The following is a 14705-nucleotide window of genomic DNA, read 5'->3' on the forward strand; positions in this document are numbered from 1 at the left end:
CTGGCGCCTGGTTCAGCCCGAGTTGATGTGGCGGGCTCGGCGGCGCCCGAGCAAGTCCTATTCGCGACGCCAAATAGGTAATCATGGCATGGGTCTAATGGCGAAATATTGCCAGGTTCATTGATATTGCTTGTCATCCAGGATGCGAAATGTAATAGATATATTACATGAGGTGATGAAATGATGTCTCCGGACACGATGGATGCGGTGTTTCAGGCGCTTGCCAGCACAACGCGGCGCGAGATGCTCGACATCGTTCGCAATGAGCCGGGGTGTTCGGTCGGGGCGGTGGCCAGCCGTTTCGATGTCAGCCGGATCGCGGTGATGCGTCATCTGTCCGTGCTGGAGGCGGCGGGTCTCATCATCTCGGACAAGCGGGGCCGGACGCGGCATCTCTACATGAATGCGGTGCCGATCCAGATGATCCATGACCGGTGGGCGAGCGAGTATTCCGCGCTCTGGTCCGGTCGCATGCTGGACATCAAATACCTCGCCGAACAGCGCCGCGCCCGCGAGGGCAGTGGCCCGGAGACCGCCGATATTGCTCACAAGAAGGGGGAGCCAGGATGAGTGAACCACACGCCAAAACCCTGTCCGGAGAGATCCGGACCTCGATGTACCGGGTGGTGATCCGGGCGACGATCGACCAGGTCTGGTCCGAGCTGATCCGTACCGACCGGCCGCTGCCCTTCTTCTTCAACGGGCAATACGACACGCCGGGCCTGGCCGAGGGGGCAGCCTTTGCCATGCGCACGCCGGATGGCCGCCACACACTGGTTATGGGCAAGGTCATCGAGTTCGAGCCGCCCCATCGCTACGCCCATACCTTCCGTTTCACGACGTCCGATGATCCGGTCTCGATCGTTCGCTATGTCCTCAAGGCGATCGAGGGCGGGGTCGAATTCACCCTGATCAACGAGCACGCCGCCAGCGATCCGGTTTCGAAGTCCGAAAAGCAGATGGCCCAGGGGGCGAAGTTCATCTGCGAGAACCTCAAGGCGCTGGTGGAGACCGGCAAGGCGACGACCGGCGGCCGCATGATGCTGTTCATGTTCTCGCTGATGGCGCCAATCACGCCGAAGTCCGCCCTGACGGAAAACTGGCCGCTTGAGCGGGCGCCTGATCTTGCGGTGATCAAGACCGTCGAGGAGGCCTGATCATGGCAAATTCCCCCGAGGACATGGCCCAGGCCATGATCAACAACATGCCGGCCAAGACCGGAAAATCGCTCGATGAATGGGTCACGATCGTCAAGGCGAGCGGGCTGGAAAAGCATGGCGAGATGATCAAGCTGCTCAAGGGCGAGCACGGCATGACGCATGGTTTCGCCAATCTGGTGGCGCATGAGGCGAGAGGGCGGGTGGTCTCGGCTCCGGCGCCGGCGGAGGATCTCGTCGCCGCACAATATGCCGGCCCCAAGGCCGGGCTGAAGCCGATCCATGACCGGCTGGTCAAGGCCGTGGAAGCGTTTGGCGAAGATGTCGAGCTGGCGCCCAAGAAGGCCTATGTCTCGCTGCGCCGGGCCAGGCAGTTCGGCCTGGTCCAGCCATCGACCAAGACGCGCCTCGATCTCGGCCTCAATCTCAAAGGGGTCGAGCCGTCCGGTCGGCTGGAAGCGTCTGGCGCCTTCAACGCGATGTGCACGCACCGCGTCCGACTTGACACCGTTGATGCGATAGATGGCGAGGTGCTGGGCTGGTTGAGGCAGGCCTATGACGCTGCCGGTTAGGTCGGTGCGGTTTATCGCTGGACAGAGTTGCCGGGCTTCGGCATGGTTGTGGTGAAATCTTGTTGGAAGTTGATGTTATGCGCCAGTTGGTGGGTAAAATCTTGCAGGCGTGCCGGGGGATGGCCGTCGCCATGTCCGATATGGCTGTGCGCCGTCTTCCGCTCAATTCGATTATTCCCGTCATAGCGCCAGTTGGAGCGACGACGATCACGACCTGACCCCTTAATTAGGTATCGTGCAGTTTGACCCCGCTCCTGGCACCCAGGAGCGGGGTTTTTTCTGTGCGGTCACCCGGAGCGACAGCATGACCTTGCCCGAGACATCCCGCCAATTCATGGCGGCTCGAACGACCGACCATCGCCTCGCCGATGCATTTGTCCATGTCGACCGCCTGCGCGCGGACGGGTTTGGCGGCATTCTGCGCGCCCCGATGATTGCCTCGCCCGGTCTTGCAGCGGCGGCCGGCTGCGACCTGCACGTCAAGCTGGAGAACCTCCAGGTCACGGGGTCCTTCAAGGAGCGCGGCGCCTATGCCCGGATGGCGGCGCTCTCGCCGGCGGAAAGGGCGCGCGGTGTTGTCGCGGCCTCGGCGGGCAATCATGCCCAGGGCGTGGCACGCAGCGCCGCCGCGATGGGCATCAGGGCGCGCATCTTCATGCCGGACGGTACGCCCATGGTGAAGATCCATGCAACGCGCGGCTTCGGGGCCGAGGTCGAGATCGCCGGCGAGGATTTCGACGCCGCCAAGGCGCTGGCACTGGCCGAGGCGCAAGCGACCGGCGCCGTCTTCATCCACCCGTTCGACGACCCTGTGGTGCTGGCCGGGCAGGGAACACTGGCGATGGAGATGCTGGAGGATCAGCCCGATCTCGACGTGCTGGTCTTTCCGGTCGGCGGCGGCGGGCTGGCCGCAGGCGCCGGGCTGGCGGCGCGCCGCATCAAGCCGGATATCGAGCTCGTCGGCGTGCAGGCTGATCTCTTCCCGTCCTTCGCCAACCGCTTTCTCGGCGAGAACCGGCCGGTTGGCGGCTTCACGCTGGCCGAAGGCATCGCGGTGCGGGAACCCGGCGGGCTGACCGGTGACATCCTGATGGACCTGCTCGACGATGTCCTGCTGGTCGACGAGCGCCAGATCGAACGTGCCCTCAACCTCTTCATCTCGCAGATGCGGGTCCTGCCGGAGGGGGCGGGTGCGGCCGGGCTCGCGGCCGTGCTGGCGCATCCCGACCGCTTTGCCGGCCGCAAGGTCGGGCTGGTCCTGTCCGGCGGCAATGTCGATACCCGGCTCCTGTCGTCGCTATTGCTGCGCGATCTCGCCCGCTCCAACCGGCTTGCGCGGTTCAGGATCGAGCTGGTCGATGTGCCGGGGCAGCTCTCGGCCGTGTCCGACGTGATCTCGCGGGCCGGCGGCAATGTCACCGATGTCGCCTATCACAAGACCTTCTCCGACCTGCCGGCCAAGGTGACCTATATCGACATCTCGCTGGAGGCCCAGGACGCCAACCATATGGACCGGATCCGCGCCGCCCTGCGGGGTGCCGGTTTCCGGGCCGAGCCGGCGGGGTACTGAGTTTTCCTGTTCGAGCCCGCTTGAATTGTCACACCGGGCCGTTACCGGTAACCAAAGCGCCAAAGTCCGACCGCCTGCGAGGAGCCTGCCATGAAATTCTTTGTCGACACCGCCGAAACGTCCGAGATCGCCGAGCTGGCCGAGGCCGGCCTGGTTGATGGCGTCACCACCAATCCCTCGCTGATTGCCAAGTCGGGCCGGGATTTCCTGGAAGTGGTCAAGGAAATCTGCGACCTCGTCGATGGCCCGGTGAGCGCCGAAGTCACGGCACTCGAGGCGCCGGCGATGATCACCGAGGGCCGCAAGCTGGCCGAGCTGGCTGACAATGTCGTGGTCAAGCTGCCGCTGACCTTTGAAGGGCTCAAAGCCTGCCAGGCTCTGACCGCGGAAAACATCCAGACCAATGTCACGCTGTGCTTCTCGGCCAATCAGGGCCTGCTCGCGGCGAAGGCCGGCGCAACCTATGTCTCGCCCTTCATCGGCCGCCTTGATGATCTCGGCGTCGACGGCATGGAGCTGATCGCCAACCTGCGGACCATCTTCGACAATTACGCCTTCGACACCCAGATCCTCGCCGCCTCGATCCGCTCGGCCGATCATGTCCAGCAATGCGCGCTGATCGGGGCCGACGTCGCCACCGTGCCGCCGTCCGTGCTCAGGAATCTGGTCAAGCACCAGCTTACCGACAAGGGTCTGGAAGCCTTCATGAGCGACTGGAAGAAGACCGGCCAGAGCATTCTCTGATCACCCAGAGCATTCTCTGATCACAGGGTGATGCATCCGTCGTGTTCGCGCGATGCCAGCGTGTCGTGAGGCATGGCTCAATCTAGGGGTGACGCCGTGCGGCTGTATCGCTAGACTGAACCCTTCCGGGTGAGGGAGGGGCGGATGCAGTTTGCGGGACATTTCGACGCCGATCTGGCGACCCAACCGGTCAAACGGGCCGCCTATTCGGACCGGACGGCCTGGCTGATGTCGGTTATGTCGCTGTTCGCCTATCTGCCGTTCGAGAATCCGTTGGACCAGACCGCCTTGCGCCGGGTTGCCGAGGCGCTTGTCGGCAAGGCTGATATTGCCGCCATCATGGCCGAATTGTCGCGCCTGATCCGGCCCGGCGAGGGCGAGGCGGGGCGCGAGCAATTGCGCGGCCTGCTCGACGCGTTCGATTTCGAGCTGCTCTCGACGATCAGCCTGAGCGAGGGATTGCGACACGATACGCAATGCTTCCTCGCCCGGCTGAGCCGCCCGGTCCGGCCCGACCGTCCGCCGGAGGAAATGCTGGTGCTGTCCTTTCGCGGCACCGAGCCGACCCGGATGGCGGACCTGCGTACCGACCTTGATCTTGAACTGATGGAATTGCCGCACGGGCGAACGCTCGAGGGGGGCGTGGCCAAGGTCCACAAGGGCTTCTATCGCGCCTATCGCTCGGTCGAGGACCAGATCGCCGCCGTGCTGGAGCGCGAAGATTGCATGGACCTGCCTCTCTTCATCACCGGGCACAGCCTGGGCGGCGGGCTCGCTGTGGTGGCGACCCGTTTCGTGGCCAATGGATCGCGCGGCGCCTGTTATACATTCGGCGCGCCGCGGGTCTCCAACCAGGCCTTCACCAACCAGATATTCACACCGGTCTACCGGATCGTGAATGCGGCCGACATCGTCACGGCCGTGCCGCTGAGCTCGACCGTGATCAATGTGGTACGCATGCTCGTCCGCTGGCTGCCGGTCGTCTCGAAGCTCTCGCCCTATCTCGAACGGGTTCGCGAATACCGCCATGGCGGCGATCTGCGCTATCTCGGACCGGCGACCGCGTCGGAGACCCCGGCCGGCAAGATCGACTTTCCAGGCATGGCGTTCATGAACAATCCCAGCCTGATCGAGCGCTGGTGGCAAAGCGGCCGGCGCCTGCTTGTCAGCTGGGGGGCGGCCGGTCTCGGTGACCACGCGATCGAGACCTATATCGACAAGCTCGCCTATTATGCCCGCCTGCGTCAGCTGATGCGGGCCAGCCTCAACCAGCCGCAATCGACCGGTCCTGAAATACCAAGCCCGCCGGTGACCGGCGATGCCGAGGCCTGAGGCGGCCAGGCTGTCGCGACGGTCAGGTGTTGATCGTCACGCCGTCGCGGGGTTTGGCCTTGCCATCAAGGAGCGCCTGATAGGTTGCCAGTGCGCCCTCTGCCCCGTCCGCTGACCGGAAGTCGAAATAGCCTGGCGCGGCGTCGGCAAAGGTCCGCCAGGCCGCCTTGTAGCGCTGGTCGAACACCTCCGGACCCCACTGTTTGATCAGGGTCCGTGCCGCGTCCGGCGCGAAGAAGAATTGCGGGCGTGGCGGCGGCAGGTCGCGCGGCGGGGCGGATTGCTCCCAATGGGCGCCACCGACCCGGACATTGCCGGCCAGCCGTCCGGCAAGGTGGGTATGCAGGACCCGGTTTAGACCGGCATCGCCGGCGAAGTCGACAATCACGGCCGGGTGCTGCGGATCCAGCGTATCGACCGCATCATAGGTGATCACCGTGTCGTACAGGTCGAGGCCGGCAACAAACTCCGCATTGCGTGACGAGGTGAGGCCGATCGCCTCGCGGCCGCCACCGGCCTTGAGCGCGAAGGCGAGGGCGATCGCGGTCTTGCTCGACGCACTGGTCAGAAGGACCGGCGCATCGGTGAAACCGTTTGCCGGATCACGCAGAAAGAAGTCGAGCAGCCAGGCGGTGATGAAGAGCGGTTGCAGCACCATCTGGGCCGGCTCGCCGGCCGAAGTCCAGCCGGGATCAACGCTGCAGCGGACATAATTGTTATAGGCCGGCGGCAGGTCGGCCCGATGTGGTGCCGAGTCGATGAAGGCGCCCGGCGAGATTTTTCCGGGTGTGACGATCAGCTCGCTCGCCGCCGGAAAATACCCGTAGATTCGCTCACCGGCCTGCAGCCCGTCAGCGCGCGTTTCCGAAACTTCGGCAAAACCCCAGACGGGCAGGCGGCAGCGACCGTCCGAACCGGGAAAGAAGTCCCAATAACGCATGGCGTCACCGAAGGCGGCATAGGTGATATTGTTGGCGGTCAGCGCGAAGCTGTCGATTGCCAGGCGTGCCTCGCCGGCATCCAGCGGGCGCGGCGTTTCCTCGATGATGGCCACATCGGTGATGGTCTTGCGGTCAATGGACAAGGCCCAGTTCATGATCTCTCTCCCGTTGATCGACCGTCTCGGCGGTCTGTTGCGGGCAGAGTTGACGGGTTCCCGGTTTCGATCAAGCTGCCGGGCCGGGGATGACAGTCCACAGCCGTCCGCCTGCTTTGGCAGGGCGGGTTCGCGTGCTAGCGTCGCGTCAAGGATGTCGCGCAGGCCAGCTTTGTCGCACGTGACAAATTGCCATAGATATTTTGTGGGAAACTGCGCTACACCCGGACCATGAAAGCCAATCTCCGGGGGCGCACATGATATCCGCACACGGGCTGAAACGAGCCGGGTCCGACCCGTCCACAGCCATCGTTCTCCTCATTACCGTATTGGGTGCCCTGTGGGCACTTTTCGCGGCGGCCTATGCGCCGGATGCCGCCATGCGCGGCCAGTCCTGGCTCATTCTTGGCGGATTCCTGACCGGGATTATCCTGCTGGTCGGCGCGATCGCAGGGGGCGGGGTCGTCACCGACGAGCGCGAGTATAACGAAAGCCTTATCAAGGCTGGGGTTATCGCCTCGCTATTCTGGGGTGTGGCCGGCCTTCTGGTTGGCGTTGTCATCGCCTTCCAGCTCGCCTTTCCGGTCCTCAACCTGGAAGCTTTCGGCTTCACGAGTTTCGGCCGTCTGCGTCCGCTGCACACATCTGCGGTGATCTTTGCCTTCGGCGGCAATGTTCTGATTGCGACCTCCTTCTATGTCGTCCAGCGGACCTGCCGGACCCGGATTGCCGGCGGAATCTGGCCTTGGTTCGTGTTCTGGGGCTATCAGTTCTTCATCCTGATTGCCGCTTCGGGCTATCTCATCGGGATCACCCAGGGCAAGGAGTACGCCGAGCCGGAATGGTATGCCGATATCTGGCTGACCCTGGTCTGGGTCGTCTATCTCCTGGTCTTCCTCGGCACGCTCTGGAAGCGCAAGGAACCGCATATCTATGTGGCGAACTGGTTCTACCTGGCCTTCATCGTCACGATTGCCGTCCTGCATGTGATCAATAACCTGGCCATGCCGGTTTCCTGGCTTGGCTCGCGCTCCTACTCGGCCTTTGCCGGGGTCCAAGATGCCCTGACCCAGTGGTGGTACGGCCATAACGCGGTCGGCTTCTTCCTGACCGCCGGCTTCCTCGGGATCATGTATTACTTCATCCCCAAGCGGGTGAACCGGCCGGTCTATTCCTACCGCCTGTCGATCATCCACTTCTGGTCTCTGATCTTCATCTATATCTGGGCCGGTCCGCACCACCTGCACTATACGGCGCTGCCGGAATGGGCGCAGACGCTGGGCATGACCTTCTCGATCATGCTGTGGATGCCGTCCTGGGGCGGGATGATCAACGGGCTGATGACGCTCTCGGGCGCCTGGGACAAGCTGCGTACCGACCCGGTGGTTCGCATGCTGGTCATGTCGGTTGCCTTCTATGGCATGTCGACCTTTGAGGGGCCGGTGATGTCGATCCGCGCCGTGAATGCGCTGTCACACTATACCGACTGGACCATTGGCCATGTGCACTCCGGTGCGCTCGGCTGGGTCGGCTTCGTCTCCTTCGGCGCGCTCTATTGCCTGGTTCCCTGGCTGTGGAAGCGCAAGGGCATGTATTCCAAGGCGCTGGTCGACTGGCATTTCTGGATCGCGACCATCGGCATCCTGCTCTACATCACCTCGATGTGGACGGCCGGCATCCTCCAGGGCCTGTGGTGGCGGACCTATAATGCGCTCGGCTTCCTGGAATACTCCTTCGTCGAGACCGTCGAGGCCATGTACATCCCCTATATCATCCGGGCCGTTGGTGGCGTGCTCTACCTCGCGGGTGCCCTGATCATGGTCTACAATGTGTACCGTACCGTGCGCGGTGATGCGGTTGAGGTTGACGAGAACGTCATCGATCAGCCCGCACTCGAAGCGGCGAAATAGGAGGTCGTCATGTCAGGGAAAAAATCTCTCTGGAGCGATCTGCACAAATCGCTCTTCGAAAAGAACTCGCTCATCCTCACCGTCGGTGTGCTGGTGACCGTGTCCATTGGCGGGATCGTCGAAATCGCCCCGCTCTTCTATCTCGATTCAACCATCGAGGAGGTCGATGGCGTGCGGCCCTACACGCCGCTCGAACAGCTCGGCCGGGACATCTACATCCGCGAGGGGTGCTATAACTGCCACTCGCAGATGATCCGCCCGCTGCGTGACGAAGTGGAACGTTACGGCCATTACTCGCTGGCGGCCGAGAGCATGTACGACCACCCCTTCCAGTGGGGCTCGAAACGGACAGGGCCGGACCTCGCCCGCGTCGGCGGCCGCTATTCCGACGAATGGCACCGCGATCACATGCGCCTGCCCCAGGCCGTGGTGCCGGAATCGGTGATGCCGGCCTACCCCTTCCTCGAGACGTCCGAACTGGCCTTCGACAATGTCGAAGCCAATCTGCGGGCCCTCCGCACGGTTGGTGTGCCCTATAGCGACGACATGCTGGGGGCGGCCGTCTCGGACATCGAAACCCAGCTCGACCCGTTCGCCGAGGACTATGACGGCTTCCAGGAACGCTATCCCGGAGCGGTGATGCGCGATTTCGATGGCAATCCGGATCTGGTGACCGAGCTCGATGCGCTCATCGCCTATCTGCAGGTGCTCGGCACCATGGTGGACTTCTCCACCTATGAAGCCGAAGCCGACGAGAATCTGAGGTAGCGTCATGTATGAGATCCTCTCCACCTTCGCACAGACTTGGGGCCTCCTGATCTTCGTGGCGCTGTTCGGCGCGGCGCTGGTCTATGCCCTTTGGCCGCGCAACCAGGCCCGTTTCGACGCGGCAGCCAGTGCGCCCCTGACTGAAAACGACACGCCGGCGATGGCCGGTGAGACCGAGGACGAGACCCATGTCCGAGCATGACAGCAAGCGCGAAACCGATGCCCACAGCGGTACCGAGACGACCGGTCACGAATGGGATGGCATCAAGGAACTCGACACGCCACTGCCGCGTTGGTGGTTGTATATCTTCTACGGCTGCATCGTCTGGGCCGTGATCTACTGGGTCTTCATGCCTGCCTGGCCGGCCTTGCCGGGCCTCGCAGGCGAGACCGACCACACCCGTGGTCTTCGCAATCACTCCGAGCGGGCCAATGTCGCGGCGGCGCTGGACGCGCTCGATGCAGAGCGGGCTGGCGGCTTCGCGGCGCTTGAGGGGGCTTCCATAGCGGAGATCGAAAACGATCCGCAGCTGCTCGGCTTTGTCCTGGCCGCGGGGGATGCGGTGTTCGGTGATAATTGTGCGACCTGTCACGGTGTCGGCGCGCAGGGCTTTGTCGGCTATCCCAATCTCAATGATGATGTCTGGCTGTGGGGCGGAAGTTATGAGGATATCCGCACCACCCTGACAGTCGGCATCCGCTCCGAGCATCCCGACACGCGCTTTTCCCAGATGCCGGCCTTCGGTCGTGACGAGCTGCTCAGCCGGTCCCAGATCGGCGATGTGACCGACTATGTCCTGTCCCTGTCCGGCACCAGTGCCGATGTCGGCGCCATCCAGCGCGGCGAGGCCATTTTCGAGGCCCAGTGTGCCAGCTGCCACATGGCGGACGGTCGCGGAGACCGCCTGCAGGGCGCCCCGAACCTGACCGATCAGGACTGGCTCTATGGTGGTACGCGCGAGCAGGTCATGGCGATCATTCACCGCGGCCCCTACGGTGTGATGCCGGCCTGGGAGGACCGTCTTGACGAGGCCACGATTGACGCCCTGGCGGCCTATGTCTTCCTGCTGGGCGGTGGCGAGGATGCGACAGCTCGTCCCACGGGGCGCTAGGTCGCATGGCGCACGCGTGATGGATCGGGTTCAAAGCAGTCATGTCTGACACCGCCGAACAGGGCATGGCCGCGCCCGGTATCACGCAATCCCGGGCCGAGGCCGTCAATGCCGCCGAGACCCGGGAGCTCTACAAGAAGCGCGAGCCGATTTATCCCAAGCTCGCGCATGGCAAGTTCCGCTTTGCCAAATGGGTGATCATGGCCCTGGCGCTGGGGGTGTATTATCTCATCCCCTTCCTGCGCTGGGACCGCGGTCCGGACGCGCCCGACCAGGCCGTCCTGGTCGATTTCGCCCACGGTCGCTTCTACTTCTTCTTCATCGAGGTCTGGCCGCAGGAAATCTACTACATCACCGGCTTGCTGATCATGGCCGCGCTCGGACTCTTCCTCGCCAGCGCACTGTTTGGCCGGGTCTGGTGCGGCTATGCCTGTCCGCAGACGGTCTGGACCGATCTCTTCATCATGGTCGAACGCCTGTTCGAGGGCGACCGCAATGCCCGTATCAAGCTGGACCGGGCGCCGTGGTCGTTCGACAAGGCCTGGCGCAAGATCGGCAAGCACGCGATCTGGCTGGTCATCGCCTTTGCCACCGGCGGGGCCTGGATCCTGTATTTCCACGATGCCTGGGACACGCTGGCCAATTTCTTCTCCGGGACGGCAGCGCCGTCATCCTATGTGTTCGCCGGGGTCCTGACCTTCACCACCTATACGCTGGCCGGCACCATGCGCGAGCAGGTCTGCACATATATGTGCCCCTGGCCGCGTATCCAGGCGGCGATGACCGATCGCGATGCGCTCAATGTCACCTACCGGATCGACCGGGGTGAGCCTCGGGGTGCCCACAAGAAATCGGATAGCTGGGACGATCGCGGCGACTGCGTCGACTGCAAGCAATGCGTCGCCGTCTGCCCGATGGGGATCGATATCCGCGACGGCTCGCAACTGGAATGCATCCAGTGCGCCCTGTGCATTGATGCCTGTGACGACATCATGGAAAAGGTCGGCCGCCCGACCGGGCTCATCACCTACGAGACCGACGACAATATTGATCGCTACGTGGCTGGCGAGAAACCGATCTACCGCTTCGTGCGGCCGCGGACCATGGTCTATGCGGTCGCGCTGGTGATCGTCTCGGCGCTCATGCTGGGCGCCCTGCTGACGCGCACCGAGCTTGAGCTGAATTCGCAGCGGGACCGCAATCCCAATTATGTGCGCCTGTCAGACGGATCGGTGCGAAACGGCTATACGGTCAATGTCATCAACAAGGCCAATTCCGGGCGTGTGATGCGTCTCGAGGTCGAGGGCGGCGCAGCGATCCGCCCGCGTATTCTCGGTGCCAGCGATGAACAGCCAGACCAGATCCTGATCGGGCCGGACCGGTCGCAGGATTATGTTGTCTATCTGACCCTGCCGGCGGATGCGATTGACGGCCCGCGCGAGGAAATCCGGTTCCGTGTCGTCGATCTGGAAACCGGCGAGGTCGCAACCACACGCTCGGTGCTGATCACGGGAGCCCCCTGATGCGCAATCCGCTCAATCCGCTGCGCGGCTGGCATGTGCTGATCATGATCCTCGCCTTCTTTGGCGTCACGATCGGCGTCAACGCCACCTTCATCACGCTGGCCCTGCAAACCCATCCCGGCGAGGACGTGCCGCGCTCCTATGTTCAGGGGCTGAATTACAACGACACGCTGGATCGCCGTGAGGCCCAGGCGGCGCTGGGCTGGCAGGCCCGGGTCAATCTGGTCGAGCAGGACTTGCTGGTGGCCATTTCCGATGCCGACGGCGCGCCGGTGACCGGTCTGGCTCTGGTCGGTACGCTGATCCACCGGGCCGATACCGGACGCGACTGCCCGCTTGATTTTGCCGAAGCGCGGCCCGGGGTCTACCGTGTGGCACTGCCCTGCGGCGGGACCGGTGACTGGCGGCTGCAGGTGCACACACTTGGCGATGCTCCGTTTGAAATGGTCAGTGAACTATGGCTGCCCTAGACATTCATTCCGGCGATGCCCGCCCGCAAGGCGGCGCTGACCCGCGGGCTTTCGTGCGCCGGCAGGATGGCGTGTCCCATCTCGACCTTCTGGTTCGCGGCGCCACCTGTGCCGGATGCATCGCCCGTATCGAGAGCGGATTGAAGGCCGATGACCGGGTCGAGACCGCGCGTCTGAACCTGTCGACTGGCCGGCTGGCCCTGAGCTGGCACGGCGACGAGGCCCTGGCCTCCGGCTATGTCCGCCAGCTCGGCCAGCTCGGCTACCCGGCGACGCCGTATGAACCGGAAAGCGATGCCGACCCGCAGCGTGAGGAAGAAAAACGCCTGCTGCGCGCGATGGCGGTGGCCGGTTTCGCGATGATGAATGTCATGCTGTTGTCGATCTCGGTCTGGTCCGGCGGGCTGGAGATGACCGAGACGATGCAGGCCTTGATGCACCGGATCTCGGCGCTCATCGTGCTGCCGGCCGCCGCCTTTGCCGGTCAGCCCTTCTTCCGCTCGGCCCTTGCGGCCCTGAAGTCCGGTCATGTCAATATGGACGTGCCGATCTCGCTGGCCGTGCTGCTGGCGTGCGGCCTGTCGGTCTGGGAGACATTCATCGGTCACGGCCAGACCTATTACGACGCCGCCGTGATGCTGCTCTTCTTCCTGCTGATCGGACGCTTTCTCGACATGCGCCTGCGCGCGCGTGCCGGCGAGGCGGCCCGCGGTCTTGCCGCGATGCAGGCGGCCACGGCCAACCGGCTCGAGGCTGATGGCAGTATCCGGGCCATACCGGCGCGCGATGTCCGGGCCGGCGATCACCTGGTCCTCGCTGCCGGTGACCGGGTGCCCGTGGATGCGCGCATCCTGGAAGGCGAGGGCGCGCTGGACGGCTCTCTGGTGACCGGCGAGACGGCACCGGTGACGGCGACGCCGGGGCTGGATGTCTGGTCCGGCATGCTCAATCTGGACGGCAAGCTGGTGCTGGAAGCGCGCGCTGACCGTGACAATTCCCTGCTCGCCGAGGTCACGCGCCTGGTGGAGGCCGGTGAACAGGCCCGCTCGCGCTATGTGCGCCTGGCCGACCATGCGGCGCGGCTCTACGTGCCGGTCGTGCACGGTCTCGCCGCGCTGACCCTGGTCGGCTGGTTGCTGATTGGTGGCGAGGTGCGGCCGGCCATCATCAATGCGATCGCCGTGCTGATCATCACCTGTCCCTGTGCGCTGGGACTGGCCGTGCCGGCCGTCCAGGTGGTGGCGTCCGGTCGGCTTTATCGCGAGGGCGTGCTGGTCAAGTCCGGCGATGCGCTGGAACGCTTTGCCGGCGTCGACACCGTCGTGTTTGACAAGACCGGCACTCTGACCGAGGGCCGTCCGCGCCTCGTCGCGCCTGAAAGCCTGCCCGAAGGGGCGCTCGATCAGGCCGCCAGGCTCGCCCGCACCAGCCGCCACCCCCTGTCACGTGCCATCGCCGATGCGGCGGGCATGGGCGAGGCTGCGGCCAATGTCCGTGAAGTGCCCGGCGGCGGGCTGGAAGCCGAGGTCGACGGCACGACGATCCGCTTTGGCGCGGCGCGCTGGCTTGGCATCACCGCGAAGAGTGATCCGCATACCGAGGCCTGGCTGAAGCTCGGCGAGGGCGAGCCGGTGCGCTTCCGGTTTGAAGACCGTGTGCGCAGTGATGCGGCCGAAACCGTTGCCGGCCTCGTGGCCCGCGGCTGCCGGGTCGAGCTGCTTTCCGGTGACCGCGAGGGACCTGTCGCGGCCGTGGCGGCATCACTGGGCATTGCCGACTGGCAGGCCGAATTGCAGCCAAGAGACAAGATCACCCGGCTGGAAGCCATCAAGGCCGATGGCGGGAGCGTCGCGATGATCGGCGACGGTATCAATGACGCGCCGGCCCTCGCGGCTGCCAATGTCTCGGTCTCACTGGCCTCGGCGGCCGAGATATCCCAGGCAGCGGCTGATTTCGTGCTGCAGGGCGATCGCCTCGCCGCCTGCCTGGTGACGCTGGACGTGTCACGTGGCGCCAGGCGCCGGGTGCTTGAGAATTTTGCGCTTGCGGCGGGCTATAATGCGATCGCCGTACCGATGGCGGTTGCCGGTCTGGTGACGCCGCTGATTGCCGCCATCGCCATGTCTGCCTCCTCGGTTCTGGTGACACTCAACGCGCTGCGGCTGGCACGGAGCGGTCGCTGATGTCTGTCCTGATCTGGCTCATACCGGTTGCCCTGACCATGGGCGCGCTGGGCCTTGTGGGCTTCCTGTGGAGCCTGCGCAGTGGTCAGTTCGACGATATGGACGGGGCGGCCCAGCGGATCCTGATGGATGATGACGAACCCCTGCCAGGGCACGCCAAGCCAGGGCAGGCCAAGCCTGTGCAGGCCAAGCCAGGTCAGGCCGAGCCGGGGCAAGGCAAATCGGGCAACATCAAGCTTGGCCAGAGCAAGCCGGGCGAGGGCTGAGC

Annotated in this window: 15 protein-coding genes; 14 read left to right on the forward strand and 1 reads right to left on the reverse strand. The window is 64.2% G+C overall.

The annotated features are described in order from the left end of the window. Positions 1 to 180: 180 nt before the first annotated feature. The 6 genes from QZZ02_RS11550 to QZZ02_RS11575 all read left to right on the forward strand — a co-directional run bounded on the left by QZZ02_RS11550 (position 181) and on the right by QZZ02_RS11575 (position 5375). A complete protein-coding gene (locus QZZ02_RS11550) occupies positions 181 to 570 on the forward strand; it encodes a helix-turn-helix transcriptional regulator (protein WP_291844619.1) in 390 nt (129 codons plus the stop codon). Continuing rightward, the gene (locus QZZ02_RS11555) at positions 567 to 1157 is read left to right on the forward strand and encodes an SRPBCC domain-containing protein (protein WP_291844620.1); all 591 of its coding nucleotides are present in this window, start codon (positions 567 to 569) and stop codon (positions 1155 to 1157) included. Before QZZ02_RS11550 ends, QZZ02_RS11555 begins: the two co-directional genes overlap by 4 nt. A 2-nt stretch (positions 1158 to 1159) precedes the next feature. After that, complete coding sequence (locus QZZ02_RS11560; protein ID WP_291844622.1) at positions 1160 to 1729, forward strand: DUF4287 domain-containing protein; 570 nt, start codon at positions 1160 to 1162, stop codon at positions 1727 to 1729. A 304-nt stretch (positions 1730 to 2033) separates the two neighbouring features. Beyond that, complete coding sequence (locus tag QZZ02_RS11565) at positions 2034 to 3299, forward strand: threonine ammonia-lyase (protein WP_291844624.1); 1266 nt, start codon at positions 2034 to 2036, stop codon at positions 3297 to 3299. 90 nt (positions 3300 to 3389) lie between these two features. Continuing rightward, positions 3390 to 4043, forward strand: a complete 654-nt coding sequence (gene fsa / locus QZZ02_RS11570) for a fructose-6-phosphate aldolase (RefSeq protein ID WP_291844625.1) — start codon at positions 3390 to 3392, stop codon at positions 4041 to 4043. Positions 4044 to 4187: 144 nt separating this feature from the next. Then, positions 4188 to 5375, forward strand: a complete 1188-nt coding sequence (locus QZZ02_RS11575) for a lipase family protein (protein ID WP_291844626.1) — start codon at positions 4188 to 4190, stop codon at positions 5373 to 5375. Positions 5376 to 5397: 22 nt separating this feature from the next. Here the strand turns inward: QZZ02_RS11575 and QZZ02_RS11580 are convergent, their stop codons facing one another. Continuing rightward, on the reverse strand, positions 5398 to 6471 hold the full coding sequence (locus QZZ02_RS11580) for a DUF2855 family protein (RefSeq protein ID WP_291844627.1): 1074 nt from the start codon (positions 6469 to 6471) through the stop codon (positions 5398 to 5400). A gap of 257 nt (positions 6472 to 6728) precedes the next feature. Here QZZ02_RS11580 and ccoN point away from each other — a divergent pair, with 257 nt between their 5' ends. The 8 genes from ccoN to ccoS are packed head-to-tail and all read left to right on the forward strand — an operon-like array spanning position 6729 to position 14703. Beyond that, positions 6729 to 8381 (forward strand): cytochrome-c oxidase, cbb3-type subunit I, encoded by a 1653-nt coding sequence (gene ccoN / locus QZZ02_RS11585; protein WP_291844628.1) that lies wholly within the window; start codon positions 6729 to 6731, stop codon positions 8379 to 8381. Between the two features lie 9 nt (positions 8382 to 8390). After that, positions 8391 to 9149: a cytochrome-c oxidase, cbb3-type subunit II gene (ccoO, locus tag QZZ02_RS11590; RefSeq protein WP_291844629.1), complete on the forward strand. Its 759-nt coding sequence runs from the start codon at positions 8391 to 8393 to the stop codon at positions 9147 to 9149. A 4-nt stretch (positions 9150 to 9153) separates the two neighbouring features. Continuing rightward, entirely contained in the window at positions 9154 to 9351 is a 198-nt protein-coding gene (locus QZZ02_RS11595) for a cbb3-type cytochrome c oxidase subunit 3 (RefSeq protein WP_291844630.1), read from the forward strand. Continuing rightward, positions 9338 to 10261: a cytochrome-c oxidase, cbb3-type subunit III gene (ccoP, locus tag QZZ02_RS11600; RefSeq protein ID WP_291844631.1), complete on the forward strand. Its 924-nt coding sequence runs from the start codon at positions 9338 to 9340 to the stop codon at positions 10259 to 10261. The genes QZZ02_RS11595 and ccoP overlap by 14 nt, the downstream gene beginning before the upstream one ends. Positions 10262 to 10302: 41 nt before the next feature. Beyond that, a complete protein-coding gene (gene ccoG, locus QZZ02_RS11605; protein WP_291844633.1) occupies positions 10303 to 11784 on the forward strand; it encodes a cytochrome c oxidase accessory protein CcoG in 1482 nt (493 codons plus the stop codon). Next, the gene (locus QZZ02_RS11610) at positions 11784 to 12254 is read left to right on the forward strand and encodes a FixH family protein (RefSeq protein ID WP_291844634.1); all 471 of its coding nucleotides are present in this window, start codon (positions 11784 to 11786) and stop codon (positions 12252 to 12254) included. The genes ccoG and QZZ02_RS11610 overlap by 1 nt, the downstream gene beginning before the upstream one ends. Beyond that, a complete protein-coding gene (locus QZZ02_RS11615; RefSeq protein WP_291844635.1) occupies positions 12242 to 14437 on the forward strand; it encodes a heavy metal translocating P-type ATPase in 2196 nt (731 codons plus the stop codon). The genes QZZ02_RS11610 and QZZ02_RS11615 overlap by 13 nt, the downstream gene beginning before the upstream one ends. Beyond that, positions 14437 to 14703 (forward strand): cbb3-type cytochrome oxidase assembly protein CcoS, encoded by a 267-nt coding sequence (ccoS, locus tag QZZ02_RS11620; protein ID WP_291844636.1) that lies wholly within the window; start codon positions 14437 to 14439, stop codon positions 14701 to 14703. The genes QZZ02_RS11615 and ccoS overlap by 1 nt, the downstream gene beginning before the upstream one ends. Positions 14704 to 14705: the final 2 nt, after the last annotated feature.

The sequence above is a fragment of the Maricaulis sp. genome (assembly GCF_015665295.1).
GTDB lineage: Bacteria > Pseudomonadota > Alphaproteobacteria > Caulobacterales > Maricaulaceae > Maricaulis.